The sequence below is a fragment of the Aeromonas sp. 600282 genome, from assembly GCF_049175755.1.
In the GTDB taxonomy this organism is placed as follows: domain Bacteria; phylum Pseudomonadota; class Gammaproteobacteria; order Enterobacterales; family Aeromonadaceae; genus Aeromonas; species Aeromonas veronii_A.
Map to the genome: position 1 here is coordinate 90,381 of NZ_JAAKVR010000009.1, position 25,563 is coordinate 115,943.

At 58.2% G+C, this 25,563-nt stretch carries 24 protein-coding genes and 1 tRNA gene; 16 read left to right on the top strand and 9 right to left on the bottom strand.

Going from position 1 to position 25,563, the window contains the following annotated elements; all coding sequences use genetic code 11:
* Nucleotides 1-11: 11 nt before the first annotated feature.
* The 5 genes from G5137_RS10445 to G5137_RS10465 form a co-directional block, all read right to left on the bottom strand.
* On the bottom strand, nucleotides 12-1,001 hold the full coding sequence (locus tag G5137_RS10445) for a 2-hydroxyacid dehydrogenase (RefSeq protein ID WP_421251031.1): 990 nt from the start codon (nucleotides 999-1,001) through the stop codon (nucleotides 12-14).
* A 74-nt stretch (nucleotides 1,002-1,075) separates the two neighbouring features.
* Entirely contained in the window at nucleotides 1,076-1,570 is a 495-nt protein-coding gene (locus tag G5137_RS10450; RefSeq protein WP_421251032.1) for a CreA family protein, read from the bottom strand.
* A 21-nt stretch (nucleotides 1,571-1,591) separates the two neighbouring features.
* Nucleotides 1,592-2,038: a DUF962 domain-containing protein gene (locus G5137_RS10455; RefSeq protein ID WP_421255349.1), complete on the bottom strand. Its 447-nt coding sequence runs from the start codon at nucleotides 2,036-2,038 to the stop codon at nucleotides 1,592-1,594.
* A 62-nt stretch (nucleotides 2,039-2,100) separates the two neighbouring features.
* Nucleotides 2,101-2,958 (bottom strand): hypothetical protein, encoded by an 858-nt coding sequence (locus tag G5137_RS10460; RefSeq protein WP_227341601.1) that lies wholly within the window; start codon nucleotides 2,956-2,958, stop codon nucleotides 2,101-2,103.
* A 145-nt stretch (nucleotides 2,959-3,103) separates the two neighbouring features.
* The gene (locus G5137_RS10465; RefSeq protein ID WP_216952650.1) at nucleotides 3,104-3,490 is read right to left on the bottom strand and encodes a TraR/DksA family transcriptional regulator; all 387 of its coding nucleotides are present in this window, start codon (nucleotides 3,488-3,490) and stop codon (nucleotides 3,104-3,106) included.
* A 467-nt stretch (nucleotides 3,491-3,957) separates the two neighbouring features.
* Between G5137_RS10465 and G5137_RS10470 the strand changes: the two genes are divergently transcribed.
* The 10 genes from G5137_RS10470 (at nucleotide 3,958) to G5137_RS10515 (ending at nucleotide 15,679) form a co-directional block, all read left to right on the top strand.
* Nucleotides 3,958-5,289, top strand: coding sequence for a glutamine synthetase family protein (locus G5137_RS10470; RefSeq protein ID WP_005342613.1), 1,332 nt, complete (start codon nucleotides 3,958-3,960; stop codon nucleotides 5,287-5,289).
* Nucleotides 5,290-5,583: 294 nt separating this feature from the next.
* Nucleotides 5,584-6,945, top strand: a complete 1,362-nt coding sequence (locus G5137_RS10475; protein ID WP_421209216.1) for an aspartate aminotransferase family protein — start codon at nucleotides 5,584-5,586, stop codon at nucleotides 6,943-6,945.
* 53 nt (nucleotides 6,946-6,998) lie between these two features.
* Nucleotides 6,999-8,096: an extracellular solute-binding protein gene (locus G5137_RS10480; protein WP_201937706.1), complete on the top strand. Its 1,098-nt coding sequence runs from the start codon at nucleotides 6,999-7,001 to the stop codon at nucleotides 8,094-8,096.
* A gap of 118 nt (nucleotides 8,097-8,214) precedes the next feature.
* Nucleotides 8,215-9,300, top strand: a complete 1,086-nt coding sequence (locus tag G5137_RS10485) for a polyamine ABC transporter substrate-binding protein (protein WP_201937656.1) — start codon at nucleotides 8,215-8,217, stop codon at nucleotides 9,298-9,300.
* A gap of 78 nt (nucleotides 9,301-9,378) precedes the next feature.
* Nucleotides 9,379-10,533, top strand: a complete 1,155-nt coding sequence (gene potA, locus G5137_RS10490; RefSeq protein WP_216952652.1) for a polyamine ABC transporter ATP-binding protein — start codon at nucleotides 9,379-9,381, stop codon at nucleotides 10,531-10,533.
* Nucleotides 10,530-11,435 carry an ABC transporter permease subunit gene (locus tag G5137_RS10495; protein WP_216952653.1) on the top strand — a complete coding sequence of 302 codons (906 nt, stop codon included), beginning with the start codon at nucleotides 10,530-10,532 and terminating at the stop codon, nucleotides 11,433-11,435. Before potA ends, G5137_RS10495 begins: the two co-directional genes overlap by 4 nt.
* Nucleotides 11,432-12,277, top strand: a complete 846-nt coding sequence (locus G5137_RS10500; protein ID WP_374995764.1) for an ABC transporter permease subunit — start codon at nucleotides 11,432-11,434, stop codon at nucleotides 12,275-12,277. The genes G5137_RS10495 and G5137_RS10500 overlap by 4 nt, the downstream gene beginning before the upstream one ends.
* A gap of 49 nt (nucleotides 12,278-12,326) precedes the next feature.
* Nucleotides 12,327-13,031 (top strand): MOSC domain-containing protein, encoded by a 705-nt coding sequence (locus tag G5137_RS10505; RefSeq protein ID WP_201990884.1) that lies wholly within the window; start codon nucleotides 12,327-12,329, stop codon nucleotides 13,029-13,031.
* A 155-nt stretch (nucleotides 13,032-13,186) separates the two neighbouring features.
* Nucleotides 13,187-13,263, top strand: a tRNA-Pro gene (locus tag G5137_RS10510).
* Nucleotides 13,264-13,525: 262 nt separating this feature from the next.
* Nucleotides 13,526-15,679 (top strand): nuclease-related domain-containing protein, encoded by a 2,154-nt coding sequence (locus G5137_RS10515; RefSeq protein WP_421206252.1) that lies wholly within the window; start codon nucleotides 13,526-13,528, stop codon nucleotides 15,677-15,679.
* Between the two features lie 208 nt (nucleotides 15,680-15,887).
* Here G5137_RS10515 and G5137_RS10520 read toward each other — a convergent pair whose 3' ends face one another.
* The gene (locus tag G5137_RS10520; protein ID WP_005342628.1) at nucleotides 15,888-16,415 is read right to left on the bottom strand and encodes a hypothetical protein; all 528 of its coding nucleotides are present in this window, start codon (nucleotides 16,413-16,415) and stop codon (nucleotides 15,888-15,890) included.
* 124 nt (nucleotides 16,416-16,539) lie between these two features.
* Entirely contained in the window at nucleotides 16,540-17,004 is a 465-nt protein-coding gene (locus tag G5137_RS10525; protein ID WP_005355465.1) for a thioesterase family protein, read from the bottom strand.
* Between the two features lie 133 nt (nucleotides 17,005-17,137).
* Here G5137_RS10525 and recQ point away from each other — a divergent pair, with 133 nt between their 5' ends.
* On the top strand, nucleotides 17,138-18,973 hold the full coding sequence (recQ, locus tag G5137_RS10530; protein ID WP_216949968.1) for an ATP-dependent DNA helicase RecQ: 1,836 nt from the start codon (nucleotides 17,138-17,140) through the stop codon (nucleotides 18,971-18,973).
* A 67-nt stretch (nucleotides 18,974-19,040) separates the two neighbouring features.
* On the opposite strand, the gene G5137_RS10535 is transcribed toward recQ, so the two are convergent.
* Nucleotides 19,041-19,343, bottom strand: a complete 303-nt coding sequence (locus G5137_RS10535; protein WP_236342032.1) for a c-type cytochrome — start codon at nucleotides 19,341-19,343, stop codon at nucleotides 19,041-19,043.
* Nucleotides 19,344-19,448: 105 nt separating this feature from the next.
* Here G5137_RS10535 and G5137_RS10540 point away from each other — a divergent pair, with 105 nt between their 5' ends.
* The 3 genes from G5137_RS10540 to G5137_RS10550 all read left to right on the top strand — a co-directional run bounded on the left by G5137_RS10540 (nucleotide 19,449) and on the right by G5137_RS10550 (nucleotide 22,008).
* On the top strand, nucleotides 19,449-20,876 hold the full coding sequence (locus tag G5137_RS10540) for a protein adenylyltransferase SelO (protein ID WP_421255350.1): 1,428 nt from the start codon (nucleotides 19,449-19,451) through the stop codon (nucleotides 20,874-20,876).
* Between the two features lie 10 nt (nucleotides 20,877-20,886).
* Nucleotides 20,887-21,174, top strand: coding sequence for a DUF3630 family protein (locus G5137_RS10545; protein ID WP_139399965.1), 288 nt, complete (start codon nucleotides 20,887-20,889; stop codon nucleotides 21,172-21,174).
* A gap of 159 nt (nucleotides 21,175-21,333) precedes the next feature.
* A complete protein-coding gene (locus G5137_RS10550; RefSeq protein ID WP_005340680.1) occupies nucleotides 21,334-22,008 on the top strand; it encodes a 7-cyano-7-deazaguanine/7-aminomethyl-7-deazaguanine transporter in 675 nt (224 codons plus the stop codon).
* A 270-nt stretch (nucleotides 22,009-22,278) separates the two neighbouring features.
* Here the strand turns inward: G5137_RS10550 and rraA are convergent, their stop codons facing one another.
* Nucleotides 22,279-22,764 carry a ribonuclease E activity regulator RraA gene (rraA, locus tag G5137_RS10555; protein WP_005340678.1) on the bottom strand — a complete coding sequence of 162 codons (486 nt, stop codon included), beginning with the start codon at nucleotides 22,762-22,764 and terminating at the stop codon, nucleotides 22,279-22,281.
* Between the two features lie 146 nt (nucleotides 22,765-22,910).
* Between rraA and G5137_RS10560 the strand changes: the two genes are divergently transcribed.
* On the top strand, nucleotides 22,911-24,764 hold the full coding sequence (locus G5137_RS10560) for a methyl-accepting chemotaxis protein (RefSeq protein ID WP_270905941.1): 1,854 nt from the start codon (nucleotides 22,911-22,913) through the stop codon (nucleotides 24,762-24,764).
* 122 nt (nucleotides 24,765-24,886) lie between these two features.
* The gene (locus G5137_RS10565) at nucleotides 24,887-25,537 is read left to right on the top strand and encodes a chromophore lyase CpcT/CpeT (protein ID WP_421255351.1); all 651 of its coding nucleotides are present in this window, start codon (nucleotides 24,887-24,889) and stop codon (nucleotides 25,535-25,537) included.
* Nucleotides 25,538-25,563: the final 26 nt, after the last annotated feature.

The following is a 25,563-nucleotide window of genomic DNA, read 5'->3' on the forward strand; positions in this document are numbered from 1 at the left end:
AGGGCGAGCCCTTATTCCACTTCGTTGTCGCAGCGGCCCTGGCTCTCGATGGCGCGGATATTGCTGAGGGTGGTATCGGCGATGGCGTGCAGTGCCTCGCGGGTCAGGAATGCCTGATGGCCGGTGAACAGCACGTTGTGGCAGGCGGACAGACGGCGGAACACGTCATCGGTGATCACTTCGTTGGACTTATCGGAGAAGAAGAGATCCTCTTCCTCTTCGTAGACGTCTAGCCCCAGCGCGCCGATGCGGGAGGTCTTGAGCGCCTCGATGGCGGCGTTGGAGTCGAGCAGACCGCCACGACTGGTGTTGATGATCATCACCCCGTCCTTCATCTTGGCGAACGCCTCCTTGTTCAGCAGGTGGTAGTTCTCTTTGAACAGCGGGCAGTGCAGGCTGATGATGTCGGATTGGCGGAACAGGGTGTCGAGATCCACGTACTCGGCCCCCAGCTCGATGGCTGCCGGATTCTGGTACGGGTCGTTCACTAGCAGGCGAACCCCGAAGCCCTTTAGGATGCGCAGGGCGGCCAGACCGATCTTGCCAGTACCGATAACACCGACCGTCTTGCCATGCATGTTGAAGCCGACCAGCCCTTCCAGCGAGAAGTTGGCATCGCGGGTGCGCTGATAAGCCTTATGGATGCGGCGGTTGAGGCACATCATCATGCCGATGGCGTGCTCGGCGGTCGCCTCGGGGGAGTAGGCAGGCACCCGCACTACTTTCAGCCCCAGCTCTTTGGCGGCGGCCAGATCCACGTTGTTGTAACCGGCGCAGCGCAGGGCGATCACCCGGGTGCCGTTGGCAGCCAGTTCAGTCAATACCTCGCGATCGGCGTCGTCATTGACGAACAGACACACCACCGGGAAGCCGTGAGCCAGTCGGGCCGTTTTGGCCTCCAGCCGCACATCGAAAAACTCTAGGTCGAAACCGTACTGGCTGTTGGCCTGGTTGAAATGCTCTTTGTCATAGCTCTTGGTGCTGAATACGGCGACTTTCATGGTATGTGCTCCGTAGTATGTGTGTCGTCAAATTACAACAAAATGGGTCGGCCATCACCGGACAAACCGACTGGTTATTGTCCCCACGGCATGATGGGAACGGCGCTGACTGCACTCTTGTACGAACCATCCACCAGTTTGGTGCTGTAGGTCAGGTAAACCAGCGCATTGCGTTTCTTGTCGTAAAAACGCACCACTTTCTGCTCCTTGAACACCAGCGAGGTGCTGACATCGAACACCTCTTCCCCTGCCTTCAGCTTCTCGGGCAGGGTGATGGGGCCGATCTGGTGGCACGACAGGGAGGCGTGGGAGGGATCTTCCGCCAGTCCCAGCCCGCCCTTGACGCCACCGGTTTTGGGGCGAGCCAGATAGCAGGCGACGCCGTTAATGCGCGGGTCGTCGAACGCCTCGACCAGGATCTTGTGGTTCGGGCCAAACAGCTTGAAGGCAGTGCTCACTTCACCGACCGGGTCGGCCTTGTCGGCCAGCGCCGGGCCGGCAAACAGGGCTCCCAGCAGCAGGGGCAGGGCGCGGCGAAGGGTGTTATTGCTCGTGTGGCGATGTGTCATGGTCTCTCCTGTTGGTCCTCCTCAGTAGGGAAGGCGCACGTGACGATAGAGGCTGGCAAGCACCCAGGCGGGGCCGATCAGCAGAAATTGCAGGTCGGCGAGGAAGGAGGGGCGTTTGCCCTCGATCTTGTGGCCGACAAACTGGGCTATCCAGAGCAGCACGAACGCTGCCACCGAGGGCCACAGCAGCGGCCCCTGCCACTGGTGGCAGAAGGCCAGCCCGAGCGCGGTCAGCACCGCCATCCCCGCGAACAGCGAAAACGACAGTTGCAGATAGAACAGCTGCACCGGAATGGCTGCCACTGCCGCCCAGTTGAGGGGCTCTGGCAAGGGCCCGTGTGGCAGACACCAGAGCAGCGCCAGCGAGCAGAAATAGATGCCCGGCACCGCCAGCTTGTGGATGGCGACGTTGACCGGATGGCGATGGCTCTGGCCGTACTCCTCAAACCACTCCTGGATTCCCTTCATGGCACCTCCCTGGCGCACTGTGTTCTCGCAGTCTGACCTTCGTGGTCAGGCGTTCGTGATGCTTATCCTTGCGGTGGATACTCCCAATATTGGGCCGGAATGGATTTTAGCAACGGGGTCATATCCGGATTGGGCAGGGCGATGGTGACCCGCTGATCGAGGTTGGCGCTGGCGAGCGCTTCGCGGATCTTGGGGTTGTCATGGAAGAACTTCATAAAGCTGCCATCGGCATAGGCACGCTCCAACCCGGTCTGAATCGCCTTGGCCAGCTTGGGGTATTCGGGGCTGACGAAGAAGAACTGGGCGAAGGGGTAGCGGATCAGCAGATGCTGCTCGATGGCGAGGTTGGGATACTGCGCCACCAGCTCGCTGCGCTCGGCGAAGATCTCCACCAGGGCGCGCGGGAAGAAGTCGATCTTGTCGCCGTCGTTGATAAGGCGAAACAGACTGCTGTATCGGCCGGAGAAGGTCGGGATGCCCGCATTTTCCAGAATTTTGTTATCGGCCCAACCGACCCCTTGTGCCGCCTTCAGCTGTTTGAGGTCGGCCAGGGTATTGATCTGGTTGAACTTCTCTTGGGCATCCGCGTGGATGAACGACAGCCGCAATCCTTCCAGTCCGCGAAACAGCGGAATGGGGACGGCAATCAGGGAGGATTCGAGTGCGCTGGAGGTACCCATCCAGAAGACGTTGATGGTCTTGCCCTTGCTCAGCTGCTGCTGAAGGGTGAACTGGTTGAGGTCGAGTTCGACAGGCTGGATGCGAAAGGGTTGTCCGGAGCGGGTCAGGGCCAGTTCCAGCAGTTTGAGCTGGTACTCCTGATCAAGATTGTTGACGGGACGGCTGGGAACCTTGACCGTCAGAACCTGTGCTTGTGCCAGCAGTGGCAGGCACAAACACAGTTTGATGAGCCATTTCACTCTCTATTCTCCTGTAGATTCCGGAAGGTGTCCGGAGTCTAACAGAACTTGTCACCATCTTGCTGCGAGGCGTTGTGCAAGGTTGAGCGCGGGCCCAGCCTTGTTGGCGTCTGTTGCACCTGAATGGTGACGGTTCTTCGAAGAATCAGGCGACGCGGCGGAACACGTGGGTATCGTTAAATTCCTTGGTGCTCTGGCATTCGACGCAGAAACGGGACTCTGGACGAGCTTGCAGCCGCTTGAGAGAGATCTCGTCACCACAAGATTCACAGTAACCGAAATCTCCATCGTTCATTCGCTTCAATGCGCCCCTCAGCTTGCGCAGGTGCAGCTTGTCGTGCTCGATGCGGTTCAGCTCCAGACGGCGGGCTTCCTCGATACTGGCACGGTCAATTTCATCGGCCATCTCGTTGGTGTCGGTGGCGATGGCCTGGCTGGCCTGGGAGTTCAGGCGCTCTTCGAGCTCGGCGATCTGCCGCTCGATCTGCCCCTTGTAAAAGGCCAGTTGGTCTTCAGTCATGAAATCACACATACGATTTACTACCAGTCAGTTTACTAACCCAATTATCCCTGTTTATGGGGGCTGTCTGCCTGCAGACCAAGCCCTTCTCGTCTGATTTGCACCGTTTTCATGCAAGAGAGTGCAAATCAGGGCGGGCCTTGTACCAAAAAAAAGCAGCCAAGCAAAGCAAATAGGACAGGGATTGTGCGCCTTTGCAAAAAAATGGCCCCTTTAGCGGCTGATCTGACGGGATCTGACATCTGGTTTTGGCCGGTTGGCACCGGCTTTGCACTGGGGAGAGGCGAGACCACGAGTGTTTAGTATTTGGTGCCGACTTGGTCATTATATGCGCCGTTATTTATAGTTTTTTAAACACCACTGCTTGACATTACCCCTGATAGCGGGCTTTTATGGTGGTGTTGATTACAATTTGATAACAAGGGTGTTCCATATATTAGACACCCTTGCCAATGGCAACCGTAGAGTCGGGGTTTAACATGGACAGTATCAAGGGCTGGATGGAGAGCAATCGCATCACGGAAGTGGAGTGTCTCTTCCCTGATTTCACCGGCAACGCCCGGGGCAAGATCATCCCAGCCAACAAGTTTTTGCGAGAAGGGGGCATGCGTCTGCCCGAGGTGATCTTCACCCAGACAGTGACCGGTGAATATCCGGATGACGACAGCATGATCGATCCGCTGGAGCGGGACATGCAGCTCTATCCTGACCCCAACACCATCCGTTTCGTCCCTTGGGCGCTGGAACCTACCGCTCAGGTTATCCATGACTGTTACGACGTCAACGGCAAGCTGATCGACATTGCACCTCGCTCCGTACTGCGTCGGGTTCTGTCATTTTACGAGGCTCAGGGCTGGAAGCCGGTGGTGGCGCCCGAGCTGGAGTTCTATCTGGTCACCCGCAACGAAGACCCCGACTATCCGCTGATGCCGCCGGTAGGGCGCAACGGCCGTCCGGAGACAGCTCGCCAGTCCTTCAGTATCGATGCGGTCAACGAGTTCGATCCCATCTTCGAAGACATGTATGACTACTGCGAAGCGCAGGAGCTGGAGGTGGATACCCTGATCCACGAGTCCGGTGCTGCCCAGATGGAGATCAACTTCCTGCACGGGGATGCCATCGATCTGGCGGATCAGGTGTTCCTTTTCAAGCGCACCATGCGTGAGGCGGCCCATCGCCACGGCATCTACGCCACCTTTATGGCCAAGCCGATGAGCAACGAGCCGGGCTCCGCCATGCACATCCACCAGAGTCTGGAGGATATGAACGGTCGAAATCTGTTCGGTACCCCGGATGGCGGCAACTCCGAACTCTTCATGCATTTCATCGCAGGTCTGCAGAAGTACACCCCGGCGGTGACAGCCCTGCTGGCTCCCAATGTCAACTCCTACCGCCGCCTCACCTTCGGTGAGAGCGCGCCACGCAACGTCCAGTGGGGTGTCGAGAACCGCACCTGTGGTCTGCGGGTACCCTTCTCCGACCCGAGTGCCCGCCGGGTGGAGAACCGCTTCGCCGGTGCCGATGCCAACCCCTATCTGGCGCTGGCCGCCACCCTGGCGTGCGGCTATCTTGGCATGATGGAGAAGCTGGAGCCCATGCAGGAGATGAAATCCAGCGCCTACGACCTGCCCTACAGTCTGCCCCGCTCGCTGGAGGAGGCGCTCAGCCATCTCGAACAGTGCGAGCCGATCAAGGAGATGTTGGGGGAGCGCTTCACACGCGCCTTTGTCGCGGTCAAACGCAAAGAGTACGAGACCTACTTCGGGGTGATCAGCCGCTGGGAGCGAGAGTTCCTGCTGCTGAACGTCTGACCCGGATGCGTGCCGGCCACGCATCGTCCGAATCGGGGAGGCAGGCTGCCTCCCCTGCCTGTAACCGGTAATACGGGATGGAGGAGTGCCTCCGCCTGAGGATGGTTGTGAGCGGAAGTTGGCTCGCCACCGCTCTGGTTGCATGGTTGATAACAGTTTTTGGCTCGAATTGAAGGATGTGAGGAGCAGGCCGTGCCGCAGTCCACGCGAAAGTGGCAGTGATTGCGGGAGTGGCAGCCCTCCTGATGATTGACGAACAGAACCAGCTAAATCGAAGGAACCGAGGAGCTAACAATGCAACAGACTACCCGTGAGTGGCAGCAGCAGGATGCCAGCCACCACCTGCACCCCTTTACCGACTTTCAGGCCCTGAACAAGAAGGGCAGCCGTATCATCACCAAAGCCAGCGGCGTTTATCTGGAAGACTCCGAAGGCAAGCGCATTCTGGACGGCATGGCGGGGCTCTGGTGCGTCAATATGGGCTATGGTCGGCAGGAGCTGGTGGATGCCGCCACCCGTCAGATGCAGCAGTTGCCCTACTACAACCTCTTCTTCCAGACCGCGCACCCGCCGGTGATCGAGCTGGCCACCTTGCTGGCCGAAGTGACGCCATCCCATCTCAACCATGTCTTCTTTACCGGCTCCGGCTCCGAGTGCAACGACACCGTGCTGCGGATGGTGCGCCACTACTGGGCCAGCAAGGGGCAACCGGAAAAACAGGTGATCATCAGCCGCCACAACGCCTATCACGGCTCCACCGTGGCGGGGGCGAGTCTGGGTGGCATGAAAGGGATGCATGCCCAGGGTGGTCTGCCCATTCCCGGCATAGTGCACATCGACCAGCCCTACCACTTCGGTGAGGGGCAGGGGATGAGTGCCCACGAGTTTGGGCTGGAGAGGGCCCGTCAGCTGGAGCAGAAGATTCTGGAGCTGGGGGTGGACAAGGTGGCCGCCTTTATCGGCGAGCCGATCCAGGGGGCGGGCGGTGTCATCATTCCGCCTGACAGCTACTGGCCGGAGATCCAGCGCATCTGCGATCACTACGGCATTTTGCTGATAGCCGACGAGGTGATCTGCGGCTTTGGCCGTACCGGCCACTGGTTTGCCAGCGAAGGGTTTGGCATCAAGCCGGATCTGATGTGTCTGGCCAAGGGGATTACCTCCGGTTATCTGCCGCTCGGCGCTGTGATGGTGAGTGACCGGGTTGCCAAGGGGCTGGTGGAAGAGGGGGGCGAGTTCAACCACGGCTTCACCTACTCGGGCCATCCGGTCTCTTGCGCGGTGGCGGTGGCCAATATCCAGCTTATGCAAAAGGAGAGCATAGTTAAGCGAGTGCATGATACCATCGGCCCCTATTTGCAGCGCCGCTGGGCAGAGCTGGCTGACCACCCGCTGGTGGGTGAAACCCGTGGCCGCGGGCTGGTCGCCGCCCTGGAAATCGTCCAGGACAAGCAGACCAACCGGCGTTTCCCGGCCCATGCCAATGCCGGGATGACTTGCCGGGAATTCTGTTTTAACAATGGCTTGGTGATGAGGGCGGTAGGCGATACCATGATCATATCGCCCCCCTTGGTGATCACCGAGGAACAGGTTGATGAATTGGTCAAGCTAGCCAGGCTCAGTCTGGATCTGACGGCTGCAAAGCTGAAGGGATAGCTGCCGCCAGGCAGGTTGGCATGCGCATACAATTTGCTTAGGAGACAAGGATGATGTCTTTCAAAACGGGAGTGATCGCTGCCTCTGTGGCTCTGGTCATGGCAAGTGCCGGAGCAATGGCTGAAGAGAAGGTGTTGCACGTCTACAACTGGAGCGACTATATCGCCCCGGATACCCTGGAAAACTTCCAGAAGGAGACGGGCATTAAGGTGGTTTATGACGTGTTTGACAGCAACGAGGTACTGGAAGCCAAGTTGCTGGCTGGTAAATCCGGCTACGACATCGTGGTGCCGTCCAACCCCTTCCTGGCCAAACAGATCAGGGCTGGCGTGTTCCAGAAGCTGGACAAGTCCAAGCTCTCCAACTGGCAAAATATGGATACCGACCTGCTCAAGGCGCTCGACCCGAGCGATCCGGGCAACCAGTACTCCATCCCCTATCTGTGGGGCACCATCGGTTATGCCTACAATGCCGAGAAGGTGAAGGCCGTACTGGGGGCCGATGCGCCGCTCAACTCCTGGGATCTGGTGTTCAAGCCGGAGAACATGGCCAAGCTGAAGGAGTGCGGCGTCTCCTTCCTCGACTCGCCGACCGAAATGTTACCGGCCGCCCTGCAATATCTGGGCTTCAAACCGGATAGCCAGAAGCCGGACGAGCTGAAGAAGGCCGAGGAGCTGTTCCTCTCCATCCGTCCCTATACCGCCTATTTCCACTCCTCCAAGTACATCTCGGATCTGGCCAACGGCAACTTGTGTGTTGCTGTCGGTTACTCCATGGATTTGCAGCAGTCCAAGGCGCGGGCGGCGGAAGCCAAAAATGGCGTGGCACTGACCTACACCATTCCGAAAGAGGGGGCTGGCAGCTTCTTTGACATGATCGCCATCCCGGCGGATGCCAAGAACGTCGAGGCGGCCCACACCTTCATCAACTATCTGATGAAGCCCGACGTGATCGCCAACATCACCAATCAGGTGCAGGCGCCTAACGGCAACAAGGCGGCGACCCCGCTGGTTGACGAGGCGATCCGTACCGATCCGGGGGTTTATCCGGACTCTGCAACCTTGCAGAAGATCTACACCTTCCCGGATCTGCCGGCCAAGGTGCAGCGTCTGATGACCCGCAGCTGGACCAAGATCAAGTCCGGTAAGTAAGTAACGAATACCCCTCCCGGTCCGCAGTTCGGCCGGGAGGGTAGTGATGCCATCCATCCGGATGGGCCGCGCGAATGGATGCGCAGACGGTCAACCACTGAACAGGAGAACTGACACCGTGAATACAACCAGATTGCTAACCATAGCGCTGACCATGGGATTGGCGAATGCAGTCCAGGCAGCCCCTGTGCTCCATTTCTACAACTGGTCTGACTATATCGGCGAGACCACCCTCAGCGATTTCCAGCAGGAGACCGGGATCAAGACCGTCTATGACGTATTTGACTCCAACGAAACCCTGGAAGGCAAGTTGCTGACCGGACGGACCGGTTACGATCTGGTGGTGCCCTCAAATAATTTCCTCTCCAAGCAGATCAAGGCGGGGGCTTTCCAGAAGCTGGACAAGAGCTTGCTGCCCAATCTGGCCAACCTGGATCCCGTGCTGCTCAAGCAGCTCGAGAAGGTGGATCCGGGCCATCAGTACGCAGTGCCCTATCTGTGGGGAACCAACGGCATCGGCTACAACGTCGACAAAATCAAGGCAGTGCTGGGGGTCGACAAGATCGACTCCTGGGCGGCCATCTTCGAGCCGGAAAACATGGAGAAGCTCTCCCGTTGCGGCGTCGCCTTCCTCGACTCGGCAGACGAGATGATCCCGGCTGCCCTCAACTACCTTGGACTGAACCCCAACAGCCAGGACGCGGCCGATATCAAGCGCGCCGAGGCGCAGTTGCTCAAGGTGCGCCCCTATGTGGCCTACTTCCACTCCTCCAAATACATAGGTGATCTCGCCAACGGCGATATCTGTGTGGCAGCGGGCTTTTCCGGCGACATCTTGCAGGCGGCAGCCCGTGCCGACGAGGCAGGCAAGGGGGTGAAGATTGCCTACAGCATTCCTAAAGAGGGGGGCAATCTCTGGTTCGACATGATGGCGATCCCGTCTGATGCCACCAATGTCAAAGAGGCACATGCTCTCATCAACTATGTTCTGCAGCCCGAGGTGATCGCCAAGGTCAGCAATTATGTGGGCTATGCGAACCCCAATGCCAAGGCTGGCGAGTTCATGGATGAGACGGTGCGCAATGATGAGGGGGTTTATCCGCCTCAGGCTGTGCTGGAGCGGCTCTATGTGCAGGAGGCACATTCCCGCGCGGTACAGCGTCAAATCACCCGGAGTTGGAGCAAGATCAAGTCCGGTACCTGACCTTGGTGCCCGCTCTGGGGCGCCAAATCGCTTTTATGGATTGGCCGTGAGGCCAGTATCACGTTAGGGAGTTTGGTAATGGCGATAGCCTCCAGTGCCTACAAGAAAGCCCTTGAGGGCAGCCAGCAACGCAAAGAAGTGCTGGTAAAAATAGACAGGGTTAGCAAGCAGTTCGATGAAACCCTGGCGGTCGATAATGTTTCCCTGAATATTCACAAGGGGGAGATCTTCGCCCTGCTGGGAGGATCCGGTTCCGGTAAATCGACCTTGCTGCGGATGCTGGCAGGGTTCGAGCGCCCGACCGAAGGGCGTCTGTTCCTCGACGGGGTGGATATCACCGATATGCCCCCCTATGAACGCCCCATCAACATGATGTTCCAGTCCTACGCCCTGTTTCCCCATATGACGGTGGCACAGAATATTGCTTTCGGTCTCAAGCAGGATGGCCTGCCCAAGGCCGAGATCGACGCCCGTGTCGAAGAGATGCTCAAGCTGGTACAGATGACCCAGTATGCCCGTCGCAAGCCTCACCAGCTCTCCGGTGGCCAGCGCCAGCGGGTAGCGCTGGCCCGTTCGCTGGCGAAACGTCCCAAGTTGCTGCTGCTTGATGAGCCGATGGGGGCGCTCGACAAGAAGCTGCGCTCCAAGATGCAGCTGGAGCTGGTGGAGATCATCGAGCGGGTCGGGGTTACCTGTGTCATGGTGACCCACGATCAAGAAGAGGCCATGACCATGGCGGAGCGGATCGCCATCATGCATCACGGTTGTATCGAGCAGATCGGTAGCCCGATGGATATCTACGAAACCCCGGCCAGTCGGCTGGTGTGCGAGTTCATCGGCAACGTCAACCTGTTCGACGGCCTGCTGGTGGAGGATGAGCAGGACCACGCCATCATCGCCTGTGCCGATCTGGAGCAGCCCATCTATGTGGGCCACGGGATCAGCTCCCGTGCCGAGAACAAGAAGGTGACCTACGCCCTGCGGCCGGAGAAGCTGCTGATGAGCCTGCAAAAGCCGGCCGAAATCGAGCATCCGGACTTCAACTGGACCAAGGGCGAGGTCTATGACATCGCTTATCTGGGCGGACACTCGGTGTACCACATCCAGCTGCCCTCGGGCAAAATCGTTCAGGCTTTCATCGCCAATGCCGAACGCCACGGCAAGCGGCCAACCTGGGATGACCAGGTGTTCCTCTACTGGGAAGATGACAGCGGCGTGGTGCTGCAATCATGAAGATCTTGCAACGACTGAAGCGGGGCGGAGGGCGCCGGCTGGTGATCGGCATCCCCTTCTTCTGGCTGTTCCTCTTCTTCCTGCTGCCCTTTGTCATAGTGGTAAAAATCAGTTTTGCGGAAGCGGATGTGGCGATCCCGCCCTACACCGACGTGGTGAGCTGGGCCGACAATCAGCTCACCATCCTGCTCAATATGGGGAACTACCTGCTGCTGCAGGAGGATGAGCTCTATATCGCAGCCTATCTGGGCTCCCTCAAGATGGCCTTCGTCAGCACCCTGCTCTGCCTGTTGATTGGCTATCCGATGGCCTACTCCATCGCTCGGGCCAACAAGGAGACCCAGACCGTTCTGCTGTTGCTGATCATGATGCCGACCTGGACCGCCATTCTGATCCGGGTCTATGCGTGGATGGGGATCCTCAGTAACAACGGCCTGCTCAACAGCGTCTTGCTGGGGATCGGGCTGATTGACGAACCGCTGCAGATCCTCAATACCAACCTGGCGGTCTATATCGGCATCGTTTACTCCTATCTGCCCTTCATGGTGCTGCCGCTTTACGCCAATCTGGTCAAACACGATCAGAGCCTGCTGGAGGCGGCCTCCGACCTAGGGGCCCGCAACCTGACCCGTTTCTGGCAGATCACTGTGCCGCTCTCCAAAAACGGCATTATCGCCGGCTGCATGCTGGTGTTTATTCCGGTGGTGGGGGAGTTCGTTATTCCGGAAATGCTGGGTGGCCCGGAGACCCTGATGATCGGTAAGGTGCTATGGCAGGAGTTCTTCAACAACCGCGACTGGCCGGTCGCCTCTGCACTGGCGGTGGTGATGCTGGCGGTGCTGATCATTCCGATCATCCTCTTCAACCGTAACCAGGCCAAAGAGCTGGAGGGCAAGGCATGATGAGACGTTTCGGTTTTGCCAAGCTGATGCTCTGGCTTGGGCTGCTGTTTATCTACCTGCCCATGATCATCATGGTGATCTACTCCTTCAACGCCTCCAAGCTGGTGACGGTGTGGGGCGGATGGTCACTCAAGTGGTACTTCGGCCTGCTCGACAACAAGCAGCTGATTGGATCCGTGTTCCGCTCGCTGGAGATCGCTTTTTACACCGCGATCGCCGCGGTGGCGCTGGGGACGGTGGCGGCATTCGTGCTGACCCGAATTCCCCACTTCCGTGGTCGCACCCTGTTCGGTGGCATGGTGACGGCACCGCTGGTGATGCCCGAGGTGATCACCGGTCTGTCGCTGCTGCTGCTGTTCGTGGCGATGGCCCAGCTGGTGGGATGGCCCGCCGAGCGGGGCATGTTGACCATCTGGATCGCGCACACTACCTTCTGTACCGCCTACGTAGCCATCGTTGTGTCGGCGCGGTTGCGGGAGCTGGATCTCTCCATAGAGGAGGCGGCCATGGATCTTGGCGCCAAGCCGTGGAAGGTGTTCTTCCTGATCACCATCCCGATGATCGCCCCCTCGCTGGCAGCAGGCGGCATGATGTCGTTCGCCCTGTCGCTGGATGATCTGGTGCTGGCGAGCTTCGTCTCCGGCCCGGGCTCCACTACCTTGCCGATGGAGGTCTTCTCGGCGGTACGGCTCGGGGTGAAACCCGAGATCAACGCGGTAGCCAGCCTGATCCTGCTGTCGGTATCGCTCTTTACCTTCGGCAGCTGGTATCTGATGGCCAAGGCGGAGAAGCGCCGTCGCGCCGAGATCGCCATGAGCAACCAGATGCAGGCAGTCGCCTGACTCGTCAGATGATAAGATCCGCCTACTCTCGTCAATCCGGAGGATGAGTATGCGGATCTCCTTTTTCAGTGGTCGTGGCACCGAGCTGGTGCCCGGCCTCACCAGCGCCATTCACAAGCAACCGATCTCTGCACCAGTTCGCTGTACCTTTGCCGGTCTGGAAGGGGATGAGCAGTGTGACACGCGCCACCACGGTGGCCCGGATCGGGCGCTCCACTACTATCCGGCCGATCACTATCTCTGGTGGCAGACCTGGCAAACCGCGCTGGGCTTGCCTGCGCCACGTACAGCCTGGCAACCTGCCGCCTTTGGCGAGAACCTCTCCGGTCTCGGGCTGACCGAGGTGCAAGCCTGCATTGGCGATGTCTATCGACTCGGCGAGGCGCTGATCCAGATCAGCCAGCCGAGATCCCCCTGTTTCAAGCTCAACCAGCGCTTTGGCTATGGCCAGATGTCGCAGGTGATACAACTGAATGGCCGTTGTGGCTGGCTGCTGCGGGTGCTGGAGGAGGGGAGGGTGTCGCCGGAGTCGGCCATGGAGCTGGTAGACAGACCCTATCCCGAACTGACGGTGAAGCGCACGGCGGATATCCTATTCAATCAGGTGCGCAATGAAGCGGATCTGCTGATGTTGCTGGAGAATCCGGCCCTTTCCCCCAACTGGCGCCAGCATGCAGCCGACTGGCTGGAGCATGGCACTGTGGCTGACTGGCAGCGCCGTCTGCTGGGACCGGCATCCCTGCGCCTGGCCTGACAGTCGGTTACCGGAATGTCACCAGCTGGCTGCAGCCCGGTAAACGGATGAAAAGAGTGCTGAATAGTTGAGCGAACAGCACTTTTTTTCCTGCAAAATGCAAAAAAGGCTTGTGTCAGGTCTGGGCTTTCGGTAAATTCCCGTCCCGCAGACATCGGTGTGTAGCGCAGCTTGGTAGCGCACTTCGTTCGGGACGAAGGGGTCGGAGGTTCGAATCCTCTCACACCGACCAAATTCAAAAAGGGCTTAGCTTCGGCTAGGCCCTTGTGCATTTCTGGCCTTCCAGTTCTGTGGGGCATTTTGATTTCCTGCCCTGTTTACTACATCTGCAATTGCTAGCTATTGACTCCTCATCAGTTGTTTCCCCCTTCTTGGAAACGTGTTAACTATTTCCTTCCATACAGATTGCCAGACTCGTTGTGGGCCTTAAATGAACAGCTGATTTTAATCTCTTTGAATATCAAGGTTCGACTGCAGGAAAAGGATGACCAGATATGCAAGGCCAGGAACGGCAATGCCAGGAATTTTACCAGACTCTCTTTGCTGGATATGCTCAGCAGCTTGCCCCATTCGCCGCACTTGATGAGTGCCTTCACGACTTTCTAGATCAACGCCCGAGCGGCAAATATACCGCGCGCAATCGTGCTGCTGGACTGGCTGCCGCGACCTTCTGGTGGGAGCCCGCCAACTTGGACGGTGCTCAACTGGCAAGCTTGGCACTGGGACGTATTTTGCATTCTGAGGATGCTATTAGCACTGCGCTGCTGGATCATCTGGCCGCTCGTCATCCAGATGTATTGCGTTGGGCGATTCGTTACTCGAAGCTGTTTACACGCAGCGATTCACCGCTCTGGCGGCATCTCCGAGACAATCTCGGTAGCGGAGATTGGTACGAATTTTTCGGCGTCTGTGATCGTCTACTTGAGCAACTTGAACCATTCGACGAAGCAATTGCACTGGCTGAGACCCACCTGAAGTCGCTTTCGTTACTAGAGCTGCTTTCCTATTTGAGCGTGATCGCATATGGGCAACTTGGCGCCTCTCAGGGTAAGGACAGTTCTGCGGAAGATTGGGATGTCTATGATCGGTTAATTGCGCGCAAGCTGTCGAATTGCTCTGAGTGTGATTTTCAGCTGACAGAGGAAGCTATTGGCCGCTCTATTAAGCGTCATTTGTCGCCAATCCTGTTTCCACAGTCAGGTTTGGGGCGAGAGAATGTTGCCAACCTCGGATCGGTCGCCTTGCTTACTGTCGCCATGCGTGAGCGAATCGACTACGAGAATTCCATCAATTGGTTCTGTTTTGACCATGATTGTGGTTACCAGCTCAAACCGGGACAACCGGTCATATTCAACAAAACAGATACGGGCTCACAGCGCTGGCAGCGTACCGGGCGCAAAAGCAAGTTGCTTTGGCACTACTGGATGTACCGTGCAATTGACCAATTCGCAGCTTCGGATATGGCTGGCAAAATCATCGGGAGACCGGAAAACCACGAATCGAATCAGCTAGCTTACATAAAAACCATCCGCAGTCAGCTTTACCTGCAGACGATATTCGGCCTGGGTGAGCGCGTCAGACTGAACGACGGAGCGGAGGTAATCCTGCACCACGCGATATTAGCCAGTGAGCTGACGACAGTGTTTTTTGAGCAGGCGTTTCTTCAGCCTTTTCTTCGCTATATGGGCGACTCCGGTGTAGCAGCAAAAGCACTTGGTCAATTAGCTTTGGAAGGGCTTGTACAAGGCGAGAATCGCTTTCCCATCACTTGGTCGGAACCGAAAGATAAGATCCGTCGTATCTGTGGTTGGACCGTCAGCCCCGAACATCCCAAGGGCGACCCCGAAGCGGCCGAGGCCATCCTGAAGTTCTGGACCAGTGACCTGCAGGCACTGTCCGTGCAGATGAGGCTGACACCTAACATGCCATTTCCACGTCTGTACGAGCGGCCGTTCTACAAGATTGGCTGCTACAGCTTTCAGTTCCCCTGGGTTGCCGGTCAACAGAACAATCTGACCGCTGCGGTGAATAACCTGCGACGTGTTGAGCAACGCAGGCCTGCTTTGCGCAGCGAAACGGAACGTATTGAACATACCCTTGCCGAAGCACTAAGGCAGAGGGGGTTTCGCGTTGTCGTGGGCTACCAACCACCATTGAGTGATGAGCGTGATGCTGGTGAAGTGGACCTGATCTGTCACTTGGATGGGGTAGTGTTGCTGCTGGAGGTCAAGTCGGGCTTCATCCGTTCAACTCGTCATGAAGTCTGGCTGCATCGAACCAATACCCTGCGCAAGGCGGCAAGGCAGTTAAAGCGCAAGCAACCGGTTGTGCTTCAAGCCCTGCAAAATGACCAAGGGTTGCGTTCAGCTCTATTGCTGAGTGATTTCAATCCTCTGCCAGCTTTGCATGCTTGGGTTGTAGATACTTCGATTGAATTTGATGGTGAGGTCATCGATGGTTTTCACGTCGTCTCCCGCGAGATCATGGAGATCGCTTTGCGCGATGAACCGCATTATCTGCGCGCGTTTGAACAGATGGGCGATGCTGAGGTTGGGAATGAGGAAGAGACACTGTATGCCGACGGATTCAGTGCACAAGCTCTTGTTAGGTTGATCGAGTCCGATGGGGTCTGGCGTGATGTGCTGTAGAACGTGACAAGTAGGTTTGCGGGATTCATGAGGTGTGGGGCGCCACATTATGGCTATCTGCTTGGCAATAAAGCAGTAGCCGTGGGCATTAAAAGGGCCACCGCTCGGTGGCCCATCGGTGGAGTCTGATCCTGACTCCGGCACTCTAGATTGTGGCAATCTCGCTATGGGTCTTGTCTATGGTGCCCTCCTTGCGCGCTAGGCGTTTTCAGATATGCCAGTGCTGATGCCGCAAAGCCTTCAAGCTGTGTTGAGGTTGCAAGGCCGCGTGCTTGGGGTACTCACAAATGAAATGTTCGATTCCCTCCATCAGTTGTTCACGTAGTGACATCACGGGCTCATGCCAGGCTTGCAGGCATAAATGGCCGGGGATCAACTGCTCCTGATAATCTTCCAGCAGCTGTTCTGGCCAGGGTTCAATACCGGAATTGCGTTGCAGCAAATAGTGGGCGGCGGGTTCACGGGCATAAATGAACTGAATTTGGGCCAGATCGCGTTGGCATAGCGTTTGACTGTTGATATGACAGGTCAAATATTTTCCCGTTTTCAGATCCAGAAAGTGACCGCGTTGCCGACAGGGAACGATGCGATACCAAGGCAGGGGTGAGGAGAGAGAATACCCCTCAAGCTCCTGTTCCAACCAGTGGCGACACTCGGGTGTCTGCACCTCGTCGAGCATGGACTCGAGCTGTGTCAACAAGGCTCTGGATGGTTTGATGGCCAGTTTCGCACTCATCGCCTGCAATCCTCCCTCTGCACACAATCCCGACTCTCAGTATGGACCTTGTTCGGCTAGAGGGGGTAAGGAATCTAATGATTAAAAGTGGATTAGCCGCGTGGTTTTTATGCACTAACTTGGTTCAACCCACCAGATAGGTACCGGTGCCGAAGGCGATGTGGGTGCCCTCTTCGTTGTGCAGCTCCATCCGGGCGACGGCCACCTTGCTGCCAGCCCGGATGATGTGGGCGGTGGCGATAAACTCGTTGCCGCGCCCTGGGCGCAGGTAATCCACCCGCAGATCTATGGTGCCGAGGCGGGCGAAGCGCTCCTTGAGATAGCTGGGGGAGAACTCCTCCAGCTCGTCGATGCAGGAGGCGGCGACGATCATACCGCCTGCCACATCCAGCAGCGTGGCGGTGACGCCGCCATGCAGGATGTTGTGGAAAGGGTTGCCGATCAGCTTCTCATCCATCTTGATGCGCAGCTCCACCTTGTCGAAGTCGTAGTGGGTCACCTGCATGCCAATCAGCTTGTTGAAGGGCATCTTCTCGGCAAACAGGTTGGCAATGCCACTGAGCGCCATCTTCTTGAGCATCTGTTTCATTCTCTGATCCCAATCCTTGTCATCAAAGCCGAGTAAAAACTCCAGCCAGTCTGCAACAGTTCATTAACAGTCGCAATGGCAGGTTTATTGTGGGCGGCGGCTGCTTTAGAATGGCGACCCCAAAGGAGAGCCCATGACCGCGATTGCCGAAACCCTGCCAGATCCTCAGCCAGAGAGTCCGCTTGCCCTGCTGCAGGCAGTCTTCGGCTATCAGCAGTTTCGGCCGGGTCAGCTCGAGATCATCGAGCAGATCGTCGCGGGGCGCGATGCGCTGGTGCTCAAGCCCACCGGTGGCGGCAAGTCGCTCTGCTACCAGATCCCGGCACTGCTGCGGCCCGGGCTCGGTGTGGTGGTCTCTCCCCTTATTTCGCTGATGAAGGATCAGGTCGACAGCCTGCGCGCCAACGGCGTAGCGGCGGTCTACATCAACTCGGCCCTCAGTCGGGAGGAGATGATCCAGAACTTCGCCGCCATGCGCCGCGGCGAGATCAAGTTGGTCTATGTCTCCCCCGAGCGCTTGCTGCAGCACGAGTTTATGGATCGGCTGGCCGAGCTGCCGCTCGGGCTGTTCGCCATCGACGAGGCGCACTGTGTCTCCCAGTGGGGCCACGATTTCCGGCCTGAGTATGCGGCACTGGGGCGACTCAAGCAGTGGTTCCCGCAGGTGCCGGTGGTAGCGCTTACCGCCACCGCCGACGAGGCGACCCGCAGCGACATGCTGCACCGCCTAGAGCTGAACGATCCCTTCATCCACACCGCCAGCTTCGATCGTCCCAATATCCGCTACAGCCTGGTGGAGAAGTTCAAGGCGGCTGAGCAGCTGCTGCGCTACGTGCAGAGCCAGAAGGGCAACTGCGGCATCGTCTACTGCTCCAGTCGCAACCGGGTGGAGGAGGTGGCCGAGCGGTTATCCCGCCACGGCTGCAAGGCGGCGCCCTATCATGCGGGGCTGCCGCTCGAGCTGCGCCAGCAGACCCAGGATGCCTTCCTCAAGGATGACATCGAGATAGTGGTGGCGACGGTGGCGTTCGGTATGGGTATCGACAAGCCCAACGTACGCTTCGTGGTGCACTACGACATTCCGAAGAACATCGAATCCTACTATCAGGAGACCGGTCGCGCCGGGCGCGATGGCACTCCCGCCGAGGCGCTGCTGCTCTACGATCCTGCCGACATCGGTCGGGTGCGCCGCCTGCTCGACAACATCGAGAACCCGCAGCAGCTGCAGGTGGAGCAGTACAAGCTCAACGTGATGGCCGCTTTTGCCGAGGCGCAGACCTGCCGCCGTCAGGTGCTGCTCAACTACTTCGGCGAGTACAACGACAAGCCGTGCGGCAACTGCGATATCTGCCTCGATCCGCCCAAAAGTTATGACGGCACCGAAGATGCCCAGAAGGCGCTCTCCTGCGTCTGGCGGGTGGGGCAGAATTTCGGGGTGGGTTATGTGGTGGAGGTGCTGCGCGGGTCGCTGAACCAGCGCATCAAGGATCATGGCCACGACAAGCTCTCGACCTACGGTATCGGCAAGGATCAGAGCCACGAATACTGGATGAGCGTGATCCGCCAGCTGATCCACAAGGGGCTGCTGACCCAGAACATCACCCGCAATCTGGTGCTGCAGCTGACCGAAGCGGCTCGCCCCGTGCTGCGTGGCGAGGTGAAGCTGGAACTGGCGGTACCCCGCCTGCAGCCTATCTCCAGCCGCAAGGAGAAGCGCAACGGTCTGCTCGACAATGCCAACTATGACAAGCGGTTGTTCAAGGAGCTGCGCGGCCTGCGCAAGCAGATTGCCGAGGATGAGGAGGTGCCGCCCTACGTGGTGTTCAACGATGCGACCCTGGTGGAGATGGCTCAGCTGATGCCGATGACCGAAGACGAGATGCTGGCCATCAACGGCGTCGGTCACCGCAAGTTGGAGCGCTTCGGCGAAGCCTTTATGGATCTGATCATCGACTACTGCCGGCGGTAGGGTCGATTAGGCAGCCTAATCGACCACGGTAAGCGCGGCTCGGAAGAACCAAGGGTTAGACGCGAGGTTATTTCAGGCTGGCGTAGAAGGCCGCCAGATTGTCGATATCCGCATCGGTCAGCGGCGCCATGAAGGGGTCCATCAAGGGCTCTTTGCGAGTGCCATCCTTGAACGCTTTCAACTGTTTCACCAGATAGGCGGCATTCTGACCCGCCAGATGGGGATAGTTGGGGATCATCGCCTTGCCTTCCACGCCGTGACAGGCGGCACAGACCGCCGCTTTGGCTTTGCCGGCTTCAATATCGGCAGCCTTGGCCTGATGACCCCACGCCAGTGCCAGCAAGGGCATGGCATATACCCATTTTTGCATCTTCTTCTCCTTGAATTGAAAAATGATGGTTGCCAGTGAGCGCAAGCATGGCTGACGGCAGTATAAAGAGTGACACGAGCATACGCAGGGACGAATGGCACAACCATGAAGTTGATCAACACTTTTGCGACCGAGTTGCCTTGGGCCTGTGAACCCGTGGTCCCCCAGCCGCTGCAGCAACCCCGGTTGCTTCATCTCAACCGGGCTTTACTGGATGAGTTGGGGCTGGGAGGCGTCAGTGAGGCTGACTGGATCGCCTGTTGTGGCGAGGGAAAAGTGCTGCCCGGTATGCAGCCGGTAGCGCAGGTCTATGCCGGCCATCAGTTCGGGGGTTATAGCCCCCGGCTTGGGGATGGCCGCGCGCTGCTATTGGGTGAGCAGCAGGCGCCGGATGGCCAGCGCTGGGATCTGCACCTGAAGGGGGCAGGAAAGACGCCGTTTTCCCGTTTTGGTGACGGTCGCGCCGTGCTGCGCTCCAGCATCCGAGAATATCTCGCCTCCGAGGCGCTCCATGCCCTCGGCATCCCGACCACCCGGGCGCTGGTATTGGTGGGGAGTCAGGAGCCCGTTTATCGCGAGCAGGTTGAGACCGGGGCGACCGTGCTGCGCACCGCCCCCAGCCATCTGCGCTTCGGCCATATCGAGTATTTCGCCTGGAGCGGGCAGGGGGAGAAGATCCCGCCACTCATCGACTATCTGCTGCGCCACCACTTCCCCGAACTGGAGAGTGGTGCCGAACTGTTTGCCGAGGTAGTGCGCCGCACCGCGCGGTTGATTGCCAAATGGCAGGCTGCGGGCTTCTGTCACGGGGTAATGAATACCGACAACATGTCGCTGCTCGGCCTGACGCTGGATTATGGCCCCTACGGCTTTATCGATGCCTACGTGCCCGATTTTGTCTGCAATCACTCGGATCCGGCGGGTCGTTACGCACTGGATCAGCAGCCCGCGGTCGGTTATTGGAATCTGCAAAAACTGGCGCAGGCGCTGGCTGGCCATGTAAACGGTGATGCGCTGGCTGCAGCGTTGGCCCAGTACGAGCAGCAGCTGATGTTGCACTACTCCGAGTTGATGCGGGCCAAGCTCGGACTGGCGGTGTGGGAGGAGGATGACCCGGCGCTGTTCCGCGAGCTGTTCCGGTTGCTGGCGGCCCACGAGGTGGATTACCACCTGTTCCTTCGCCGTCTCGGTGAGGTGACGCAAGAGGGGTCGTGGCCTGCATCTCTGCTGGCCCTGTTGCCTGAACCACTGGGTTGGCAGGCGTGGCTGGAGCGCTATCGGGCGCGGCTAATGCGCGAAGGCAGCGAGGATGCCGTGCGCAAGGTGCAGATGGATGCCATCAACCCCAAGTATGTGCTGCGCAATACGCTGGCCCAGCAGGTGATCGACGCCGCCGACACAGGGGATATGCGGCCGTTCGAGCGGCTGTTCGCCGCCTTGCACCGTCCCTTTGATGAACAACCCGAATATGAGGATCTCGCCACCCCGACTCCGGCATGGTATTGCGGTGGTGAGCTCTCCTGCAGTAGCTGAGAGACACGGAATGAGTTGGCAAATCAAACAGGTAGATAGCGAAGCTGGCGTGGTGACGCTGGATTGCCCAGCACTCGACTGGGACACGTTTCCGCTGTTGGCGCAGGTCTTGCTGCGAGAGTGGGAGCTGCAGCCGCTCGAGCAGGATGCGGGGGCTGACCGCCATAGCTGGTTGCTGGAGTTTGAAGGGAGCCAGTTTCGGCTGGAGTACGAACACTACAGCGGCTGCTGGCTGGAGGCGGTGTGCCCGGCGGATCGGGAGGCGCTGCTCTGGCTCGCCAGACAGCACAAGCTGTGACTATCGCCCACAAGGCTTGCTCTGCCGCTGGCCAACCTGGACAAGCGTAATCGCATAAAGATTGAACTATCGGTTTGGGGGCGTATAATCTCGCCCCTCGATTATCGCCAATGGTGGCGATATGGGTTCCCTAACCCCATTAACCAAAAAGGTCACAAGATGAATCTGACCCCTGCGCAGTACCAAACGGCGCTCGTTCGCCTGTCGTTGTTCCACATTCTGATCATTGCCAGCAGCAACTATCTGGTGCAGCTGCCGATCACCGTGTTTGGCTTCCATACCACCTGGGGGGCGTTCAGCTTCCCGTTTATCTTCCTGGCGACCGACCTGACAGTGCGGATCTTCGGTGCCGGTCTGGCGCGCAAGATTATCCAGACCGTGATGTTGCCAGCACTGGCGGTCTCCTATGCGCTCTCCGTACTCTTCTTTGAAGGGAGCTTCCAGGGCGTTGGTCATCTGGCCGAGTTCAACCTGTTCGTGGCGCGTATCGCGCTGGCCAGCTTTATGGCCTATCTGGTGGGGCAGTTCATGGATGTGGTGGTGTTCAACCGCCTGCGTCTGCTCAAGCAGTGGTGGATTGCACCTGCGGCCTCCACCCTGTTCGGTAATCTGGTTGATACCATCGCTTTCTTCAGTGTGGCCTTCTGGCGCACCACAGATCCTTTCATGGCAGAGCACTGGGTCGAGATCGCAACCGTCGATTACGTATTCAAGTTGCTGATAAGCCTTGGTTTGTTCGTGCCGCTCTACGGTGTCTTGCTGCGCTACCTCAGCCGCAAGCTGGTGGGCGAGGCCGGATTATCCAGCCTGCAAACGGCCACCCGGCAAGCCTGACGAGATTGACCACCCTTCGCGGTGGTCAATTTTTTTGCACTTTCTGCAAATAGCGCTTGCCTAGTTAAATGAGAATGATTATTGTTAACTTGTTTTCCGGGAAAGACTTCATTCGTTCCAACGTGATGGACTTCTTGTGAAGGCACGACATTGCTCACATTGCTTCCAGTTAAGGGCCAGTTTATCTGGCCCTCTTTTTTTGTCATTTTTCAGCAAGTTGCAGGCATAAAAAACGGGAGCCAAGGCTCCCGTCGTCACGCTGTCTGTGGCTTACTCGATATCGAGAGCCTCGGGGGAGAGGATCACCCCTGTGGTATCGGCGTAGAGGTGGTCGTCAGGCAGGAAGGTCACGCCACCGAAGTTGACCGGCAGATCGGTCTCCCCTACATCCTTGCTGTCGGCACCGACCGGAATGGCTGCCAGTGCCTGAATGCCGATGTCCAGATCTTCCAGAATATCGACTTCGCGGACGCAGCCGTAGCAGACAATCCCTTCCCAATCGTTCTCGGCCGCCGTGGTGGCGATGTCGCTGTCGATCAGAGCTCGGCGCATGGAGCCACCGCCATCGATCAGCAAGACGCGTCCCAGCCCATTCTCTTTGACGAGTTCACGGATAAGACCATTCGATTCGAAGCATTTGACGGTGGTGATGACGCCGCCGAAAGAGGCGCGGCCGCCGAAGGAGCAGAGCATGGGTTCAAGCACATCCACCATGTCCTGATAGATGTCGCACAGTTCAGAAGTATTGTATTCCATAGTGTCAAATCCACGGCTGGAAACAGGTGCAACCAGTATAAGGAGTGGGTGTGGCATTTCAATGAATATTCCTTGCACAGATCACCTGTCGCCGCTTTTCTGCATAAGCTCAATGCAGTTCACTGCCAGTTTGCGAGAGGTCCATCGTGCTTATCCGTCATAAGTTGATCCTGAATACCGTGCTGGTTGCCGTTGCCATGCTGGTACTGAGCGGCCTGTTTATCTACTCCAGCCAGGTGCACCGTCACCTGACCGAAGCCCAGCGCAATATCGACCAGCTGGAGATCGCCATGCTCAACCTGCGGCGGGCCGAGAAGGATTTTCTGATCCGTAAGGATATGACCTTCGTCGAGCGCTTCAATCAGGGGTTGTCAGACTTTCACCAGCACAATCGGGAGCTGGTGACCGATGACAATCTGGCTGCCGTCGAGGGGGAGCTGACCAGACTGGATCAGCAGATCAGCGGTTATGGCAAAGCCTTCAACGATCTGGTGGCTCAGCAGCAGAAGATTGGTCTGGGGCCGGAGGAGGGGCTCTATGGCAAGCTGCGGGCGGCGGTGCATGAGGTGGAGAATGGGCTCAAGCAGCTGGATCAGCAGGGGCTGCTCATCACCATGTTGCAGCTGAGACGGGCGGAGAAAGACTTCATGCTGCGCTCCGATATCCAGTATCTGGAGCGTTTCGAAACCTTGCACAAGAGTTTTCAGGATAGTCTTGCCACTTTGCCGGAGGCGGATCGCGGCAAGTTGGAGCAGGCCAGCAAGCAGTACCGGCAGGACTTTGTGGCGCTGGTGCAGGGGATGCAGGTACTGGGGCTGAAAGAGGATGAGGGGCTGCGCAACCAGATGCGGGATCTGGTGCATCAGACCGAACAGGGATTTGCTGCTGTAGATCAGCACATTGTCGCTGAACTGGAGCGGCAGAGCGCTCGCCTCAACAGCCTGATGCTGGTCTGTGGCGGGGTGATTGTGGTGCTGATCGGCATCATGAGCGTGTTGCTGGGGCGCAGCATCGACCGTCCCATTACTCAGGTGAATGATACCGTCAACCGCATTCGTAAGGATAATGACCTGCGCCTGAAGATAGATCTGCGCGGGGCAGATGAAATGGCCCAGCTGGCAGGCAATCTCGACGTGATGCTGGGCGGGTTTCGTAACCTGATTGGCGATGTGAAGCATAGCGTGCACACCCTGACCGAAGCGGCGGATCACCTTTCGGCCAACGTCAAACGCACCAGTGAAGGGGCGGCGCGCCAGCTGCAGGAGACCGATATGGTGGCGACCGCGTCCACCGAGATGGGCTCCACCATCGAAGAGATCGCCCGCAACACCGAGCAGGCGGCCAACAATGCACAGGCGACCAACAACAAGGCGATGGAGGGGCGGGCTGCGGTCGAGAATACTGTCGAGCAGATCCGCTCGCTGGCGGGCAATCTGGAGAGCTCATCTCGCGAGGTGAGCCAGCTGCAAAAAGAGAGCGAGACCATCGGCTCCGTGCTCGACGTGATCCGCGGCATTGCCGAGCAGACCAACCTGCTGGCCCTCAACGCAGCCATCGAAGCAGCCAGGGCAGGGGATCAGGGACGTGGTTTTGCGGTGGTGGCCGATGAGGTGCGCAATCTGGCCATCCGTACCCAGAAATCGACCCAGGAGATCGCCGGCATCATCAGCTCCCTACAGAAACAGACCGGCAGCATCGTCGAGGTGATGGCGACCTGCCGCGAGCAGGGCAACCGCAGCTCGGATCAGGCCAGTACCGCAGGGGAGTTGCTGGGGCAGATCACTCAGGATGTTACCCACATCATGGATATGAGCACCCAGATTGCCGCCGCCATCGAACAGCAGAGTCTGGTGGCCAACGAGGTGAACCGCAACGTCAACAACATCCGCGACATCGCCCAGGAGTCGAGCATCATGGCGGAGGAAAATGCGAGATCCAGCGAGGGCCTCAACGAGCAGGCCCAGCTGCTCAACAAGGCGGTGGCAAAATATCGGGTTTAGTGAGCAGACTGGCATCCTTGTGAGGTTTTTGCACCAGAGTGGCAATGATTTGATCGTAATGGCTGTTATTGGGGTAATTCGCTCATATAATCGCCGCCACTATGATGATTCGGAAGGATTCGATGGCAAAGTTGCTGGTGGCCGTATTCGGGCTGTTCTGTTCCTGTCTGGTGTTGGCAGGTTCGGCGCCTCAGGCTACCCCACTAAAGCCCCGCATGGAGCCGCTACTCAGCTGGTTCAATGGGGCATTTACGAGCCGGGAGCAGGCCAGTTACGACAGCCGCTTTACCAGTGCTGAGCTGCGCCTGATGGAGATCTGGCCTGGCTATCAGGGCTATCGCTGGGTCTATGCCGAGCAGTACCTGAGTCTGCGCTCCGTCCGTCCCTTCCGCCAGCGCATCTATCGCTTCTCACCCGCCCCTGACGGGCGGATCCTGATGGCAGAGCTGACTATGCCCCGAGCCACCGATTTTGCCGGTGCCTGGCATGATCCCGCCCTGCTCGACAGTCTGACCCCACAGCAGCTCTCCTTGCGCCACGGTTGCGAGATCTGGCTGACACGCACTCCCTCCGGCGAATATGCCGGCCACACCCGGGTGGGCCATTGCTCCACCGATTTTGGTGGTGCCACTACGCTGGTGCAGCATATCTGGATTGGCCCCGACAGTGTCAGATTGCTGGATCGCGCCTATGACAATGCCGGGAGTCCGCGCTGGGGCAGCCCGGGTGAGGGGTATGTCTATTTGCGTCGTTCCAAAGGATTTGGCCAGTAGGGGCGAATGCGTCTGGCTGCGGGAAC

Coding starts and splice junctions, on each gene's coding strand:
- G5137_RS10545 (WP_139399965.1), top strand. CDS start 20,887: ATGAGTTGGCAAATCAAACAGGTAGATAGCGAAGCTGGCGTGGTGACG.
- G5137_RS10515 (WP_421206252.1), top strand. CDS start 13,526: ATGCAAGGCCAGGAACGGCAATGCCAGGAATTTTACCAGACTCTCTTT.
- G5137_RS10525 (WP_005355465.1), bottom strand. CDS start 17,004: ATGAAACAGATGCTCAAGAAGATGGCGCTCAGTGGCATTGCCAACCTG.
- recQ (WP_216949968.1), top strand. CDS start 17,138: ATGACCGCGATTGCCGAAACCCTGCCAGATCCTCAGCCAGAGAGTCCG.
- potA (WP_216952652.1), top strand. CDS start 9,379: ATGGCGATAGCCTCCAGTGCCTACAAGAAAGCCCTTGAGGGCAGCCAG.
- G5137_RS10505 (WP_201990884.1), top strand. CDS start 12,327: ATGCGGATCTCCTTTTTCAGTGGTCGTGGCACCGAGCTGGTGCCCGGC.
- G5137_RS10500 (WP_374995764.1), top strand. CDS start 11,432: ATGATGAGACGTTTCGGTTTTGCCAAGCTGATGCTCTGGCTTGGGCTG.
- G5137_RS10475 (WP_421209216.1), top strand. CDS start 5,584: ATGCAACAGACTACCCGTGAGTGGCAGCAGCAGGATGCCAGCCACCAC.
- rraA (WP_005340678.1), bottom strand. CDS start 22,764: ATGGAATACAATACTTCTGAACTGTGCGACATCTATCAGGACATGGTG.
- G5137_RS10445 (WP_421251031.1), bottom strand. CDS start 1,001: ATGAAAGTCGCCGTATTCAGCACCAAGAGCTATGACAAAGAGCATTTC.
- G5137_RS10470 (WP_005342613.1), top strand. CDS start 3,958: ATGGACAGTATCAAGGGCTGGATGGAGAGCAATCGCATCACGGAAGTG.
- G5137_RS10540 (WP_421255350.1), top strand. CDS start 19,449: ATGAAGTTGATCAACACTTTTGCGACCGAGTTGCCTTGGGCCTGTGAA.
- G5137_RS10480 (WP_201937706.1), top strand. CDS start 6,999: ATGTCTTTCAAAACGGGAGTGATCGCTGCCTCTGTGGCTCTGGTCATG.
- G5137_RS10565 (WP_421255351.1), top strand. CDS start 24,887: ATGGCAAAGTTGCTGGTGGCCGTATTCGGGCTGTTCTGTTCCTGTCTG.
- G5137_RS10465 (WP_216952650.1), bottom strand. CDS start 3,490: ATGTGTGATTTCATGACTGAAGACCAACTGGCCTTTTACAAGGGGCAG.
- G5137_RS10450 (WP_421251032.1), bottom strand. CDS start 1,570: ATGACACATCGCCACACGAGCAATAACACCCTTCGCCGCGCCCTGCCC.
- G5137_RS10455 (WP_421255349.1), bottom strand. CDS start 2,038: ATGAAGGGAATCCAGGAGTGGTTTGAGGAGTACGGCCAGAGCCATCGC.
- G5137_RS10535 (WP_236342032.1), bottom strand. CDS start 19,343: ATGCAAAAATGGGTATATGCCATGCCCTTGCTGGCACTGGCGTGGGGT.
- G5137_RS10550 (WP_005340680.1), top strand. CDS start 21,334: ATGAATCTGACCCCTGCGCAGTACCAAACGGCGCTCGTTCGCCTGTCG.
- G5137_RS10520 (WP_005342628.1), bottom strand. CDS start 16,415: ATGAGTGCGAAACTGGCCATCAAACCATCCAGAGCCTTGTTGACACAG.
- G5137_RS10495 (WP_216952653.1), top strand. CDS start 10,530: ATGAAGATCTTGCAACGACTGAAGCGGGGCGGAGGGCGCCGGCTGGTG.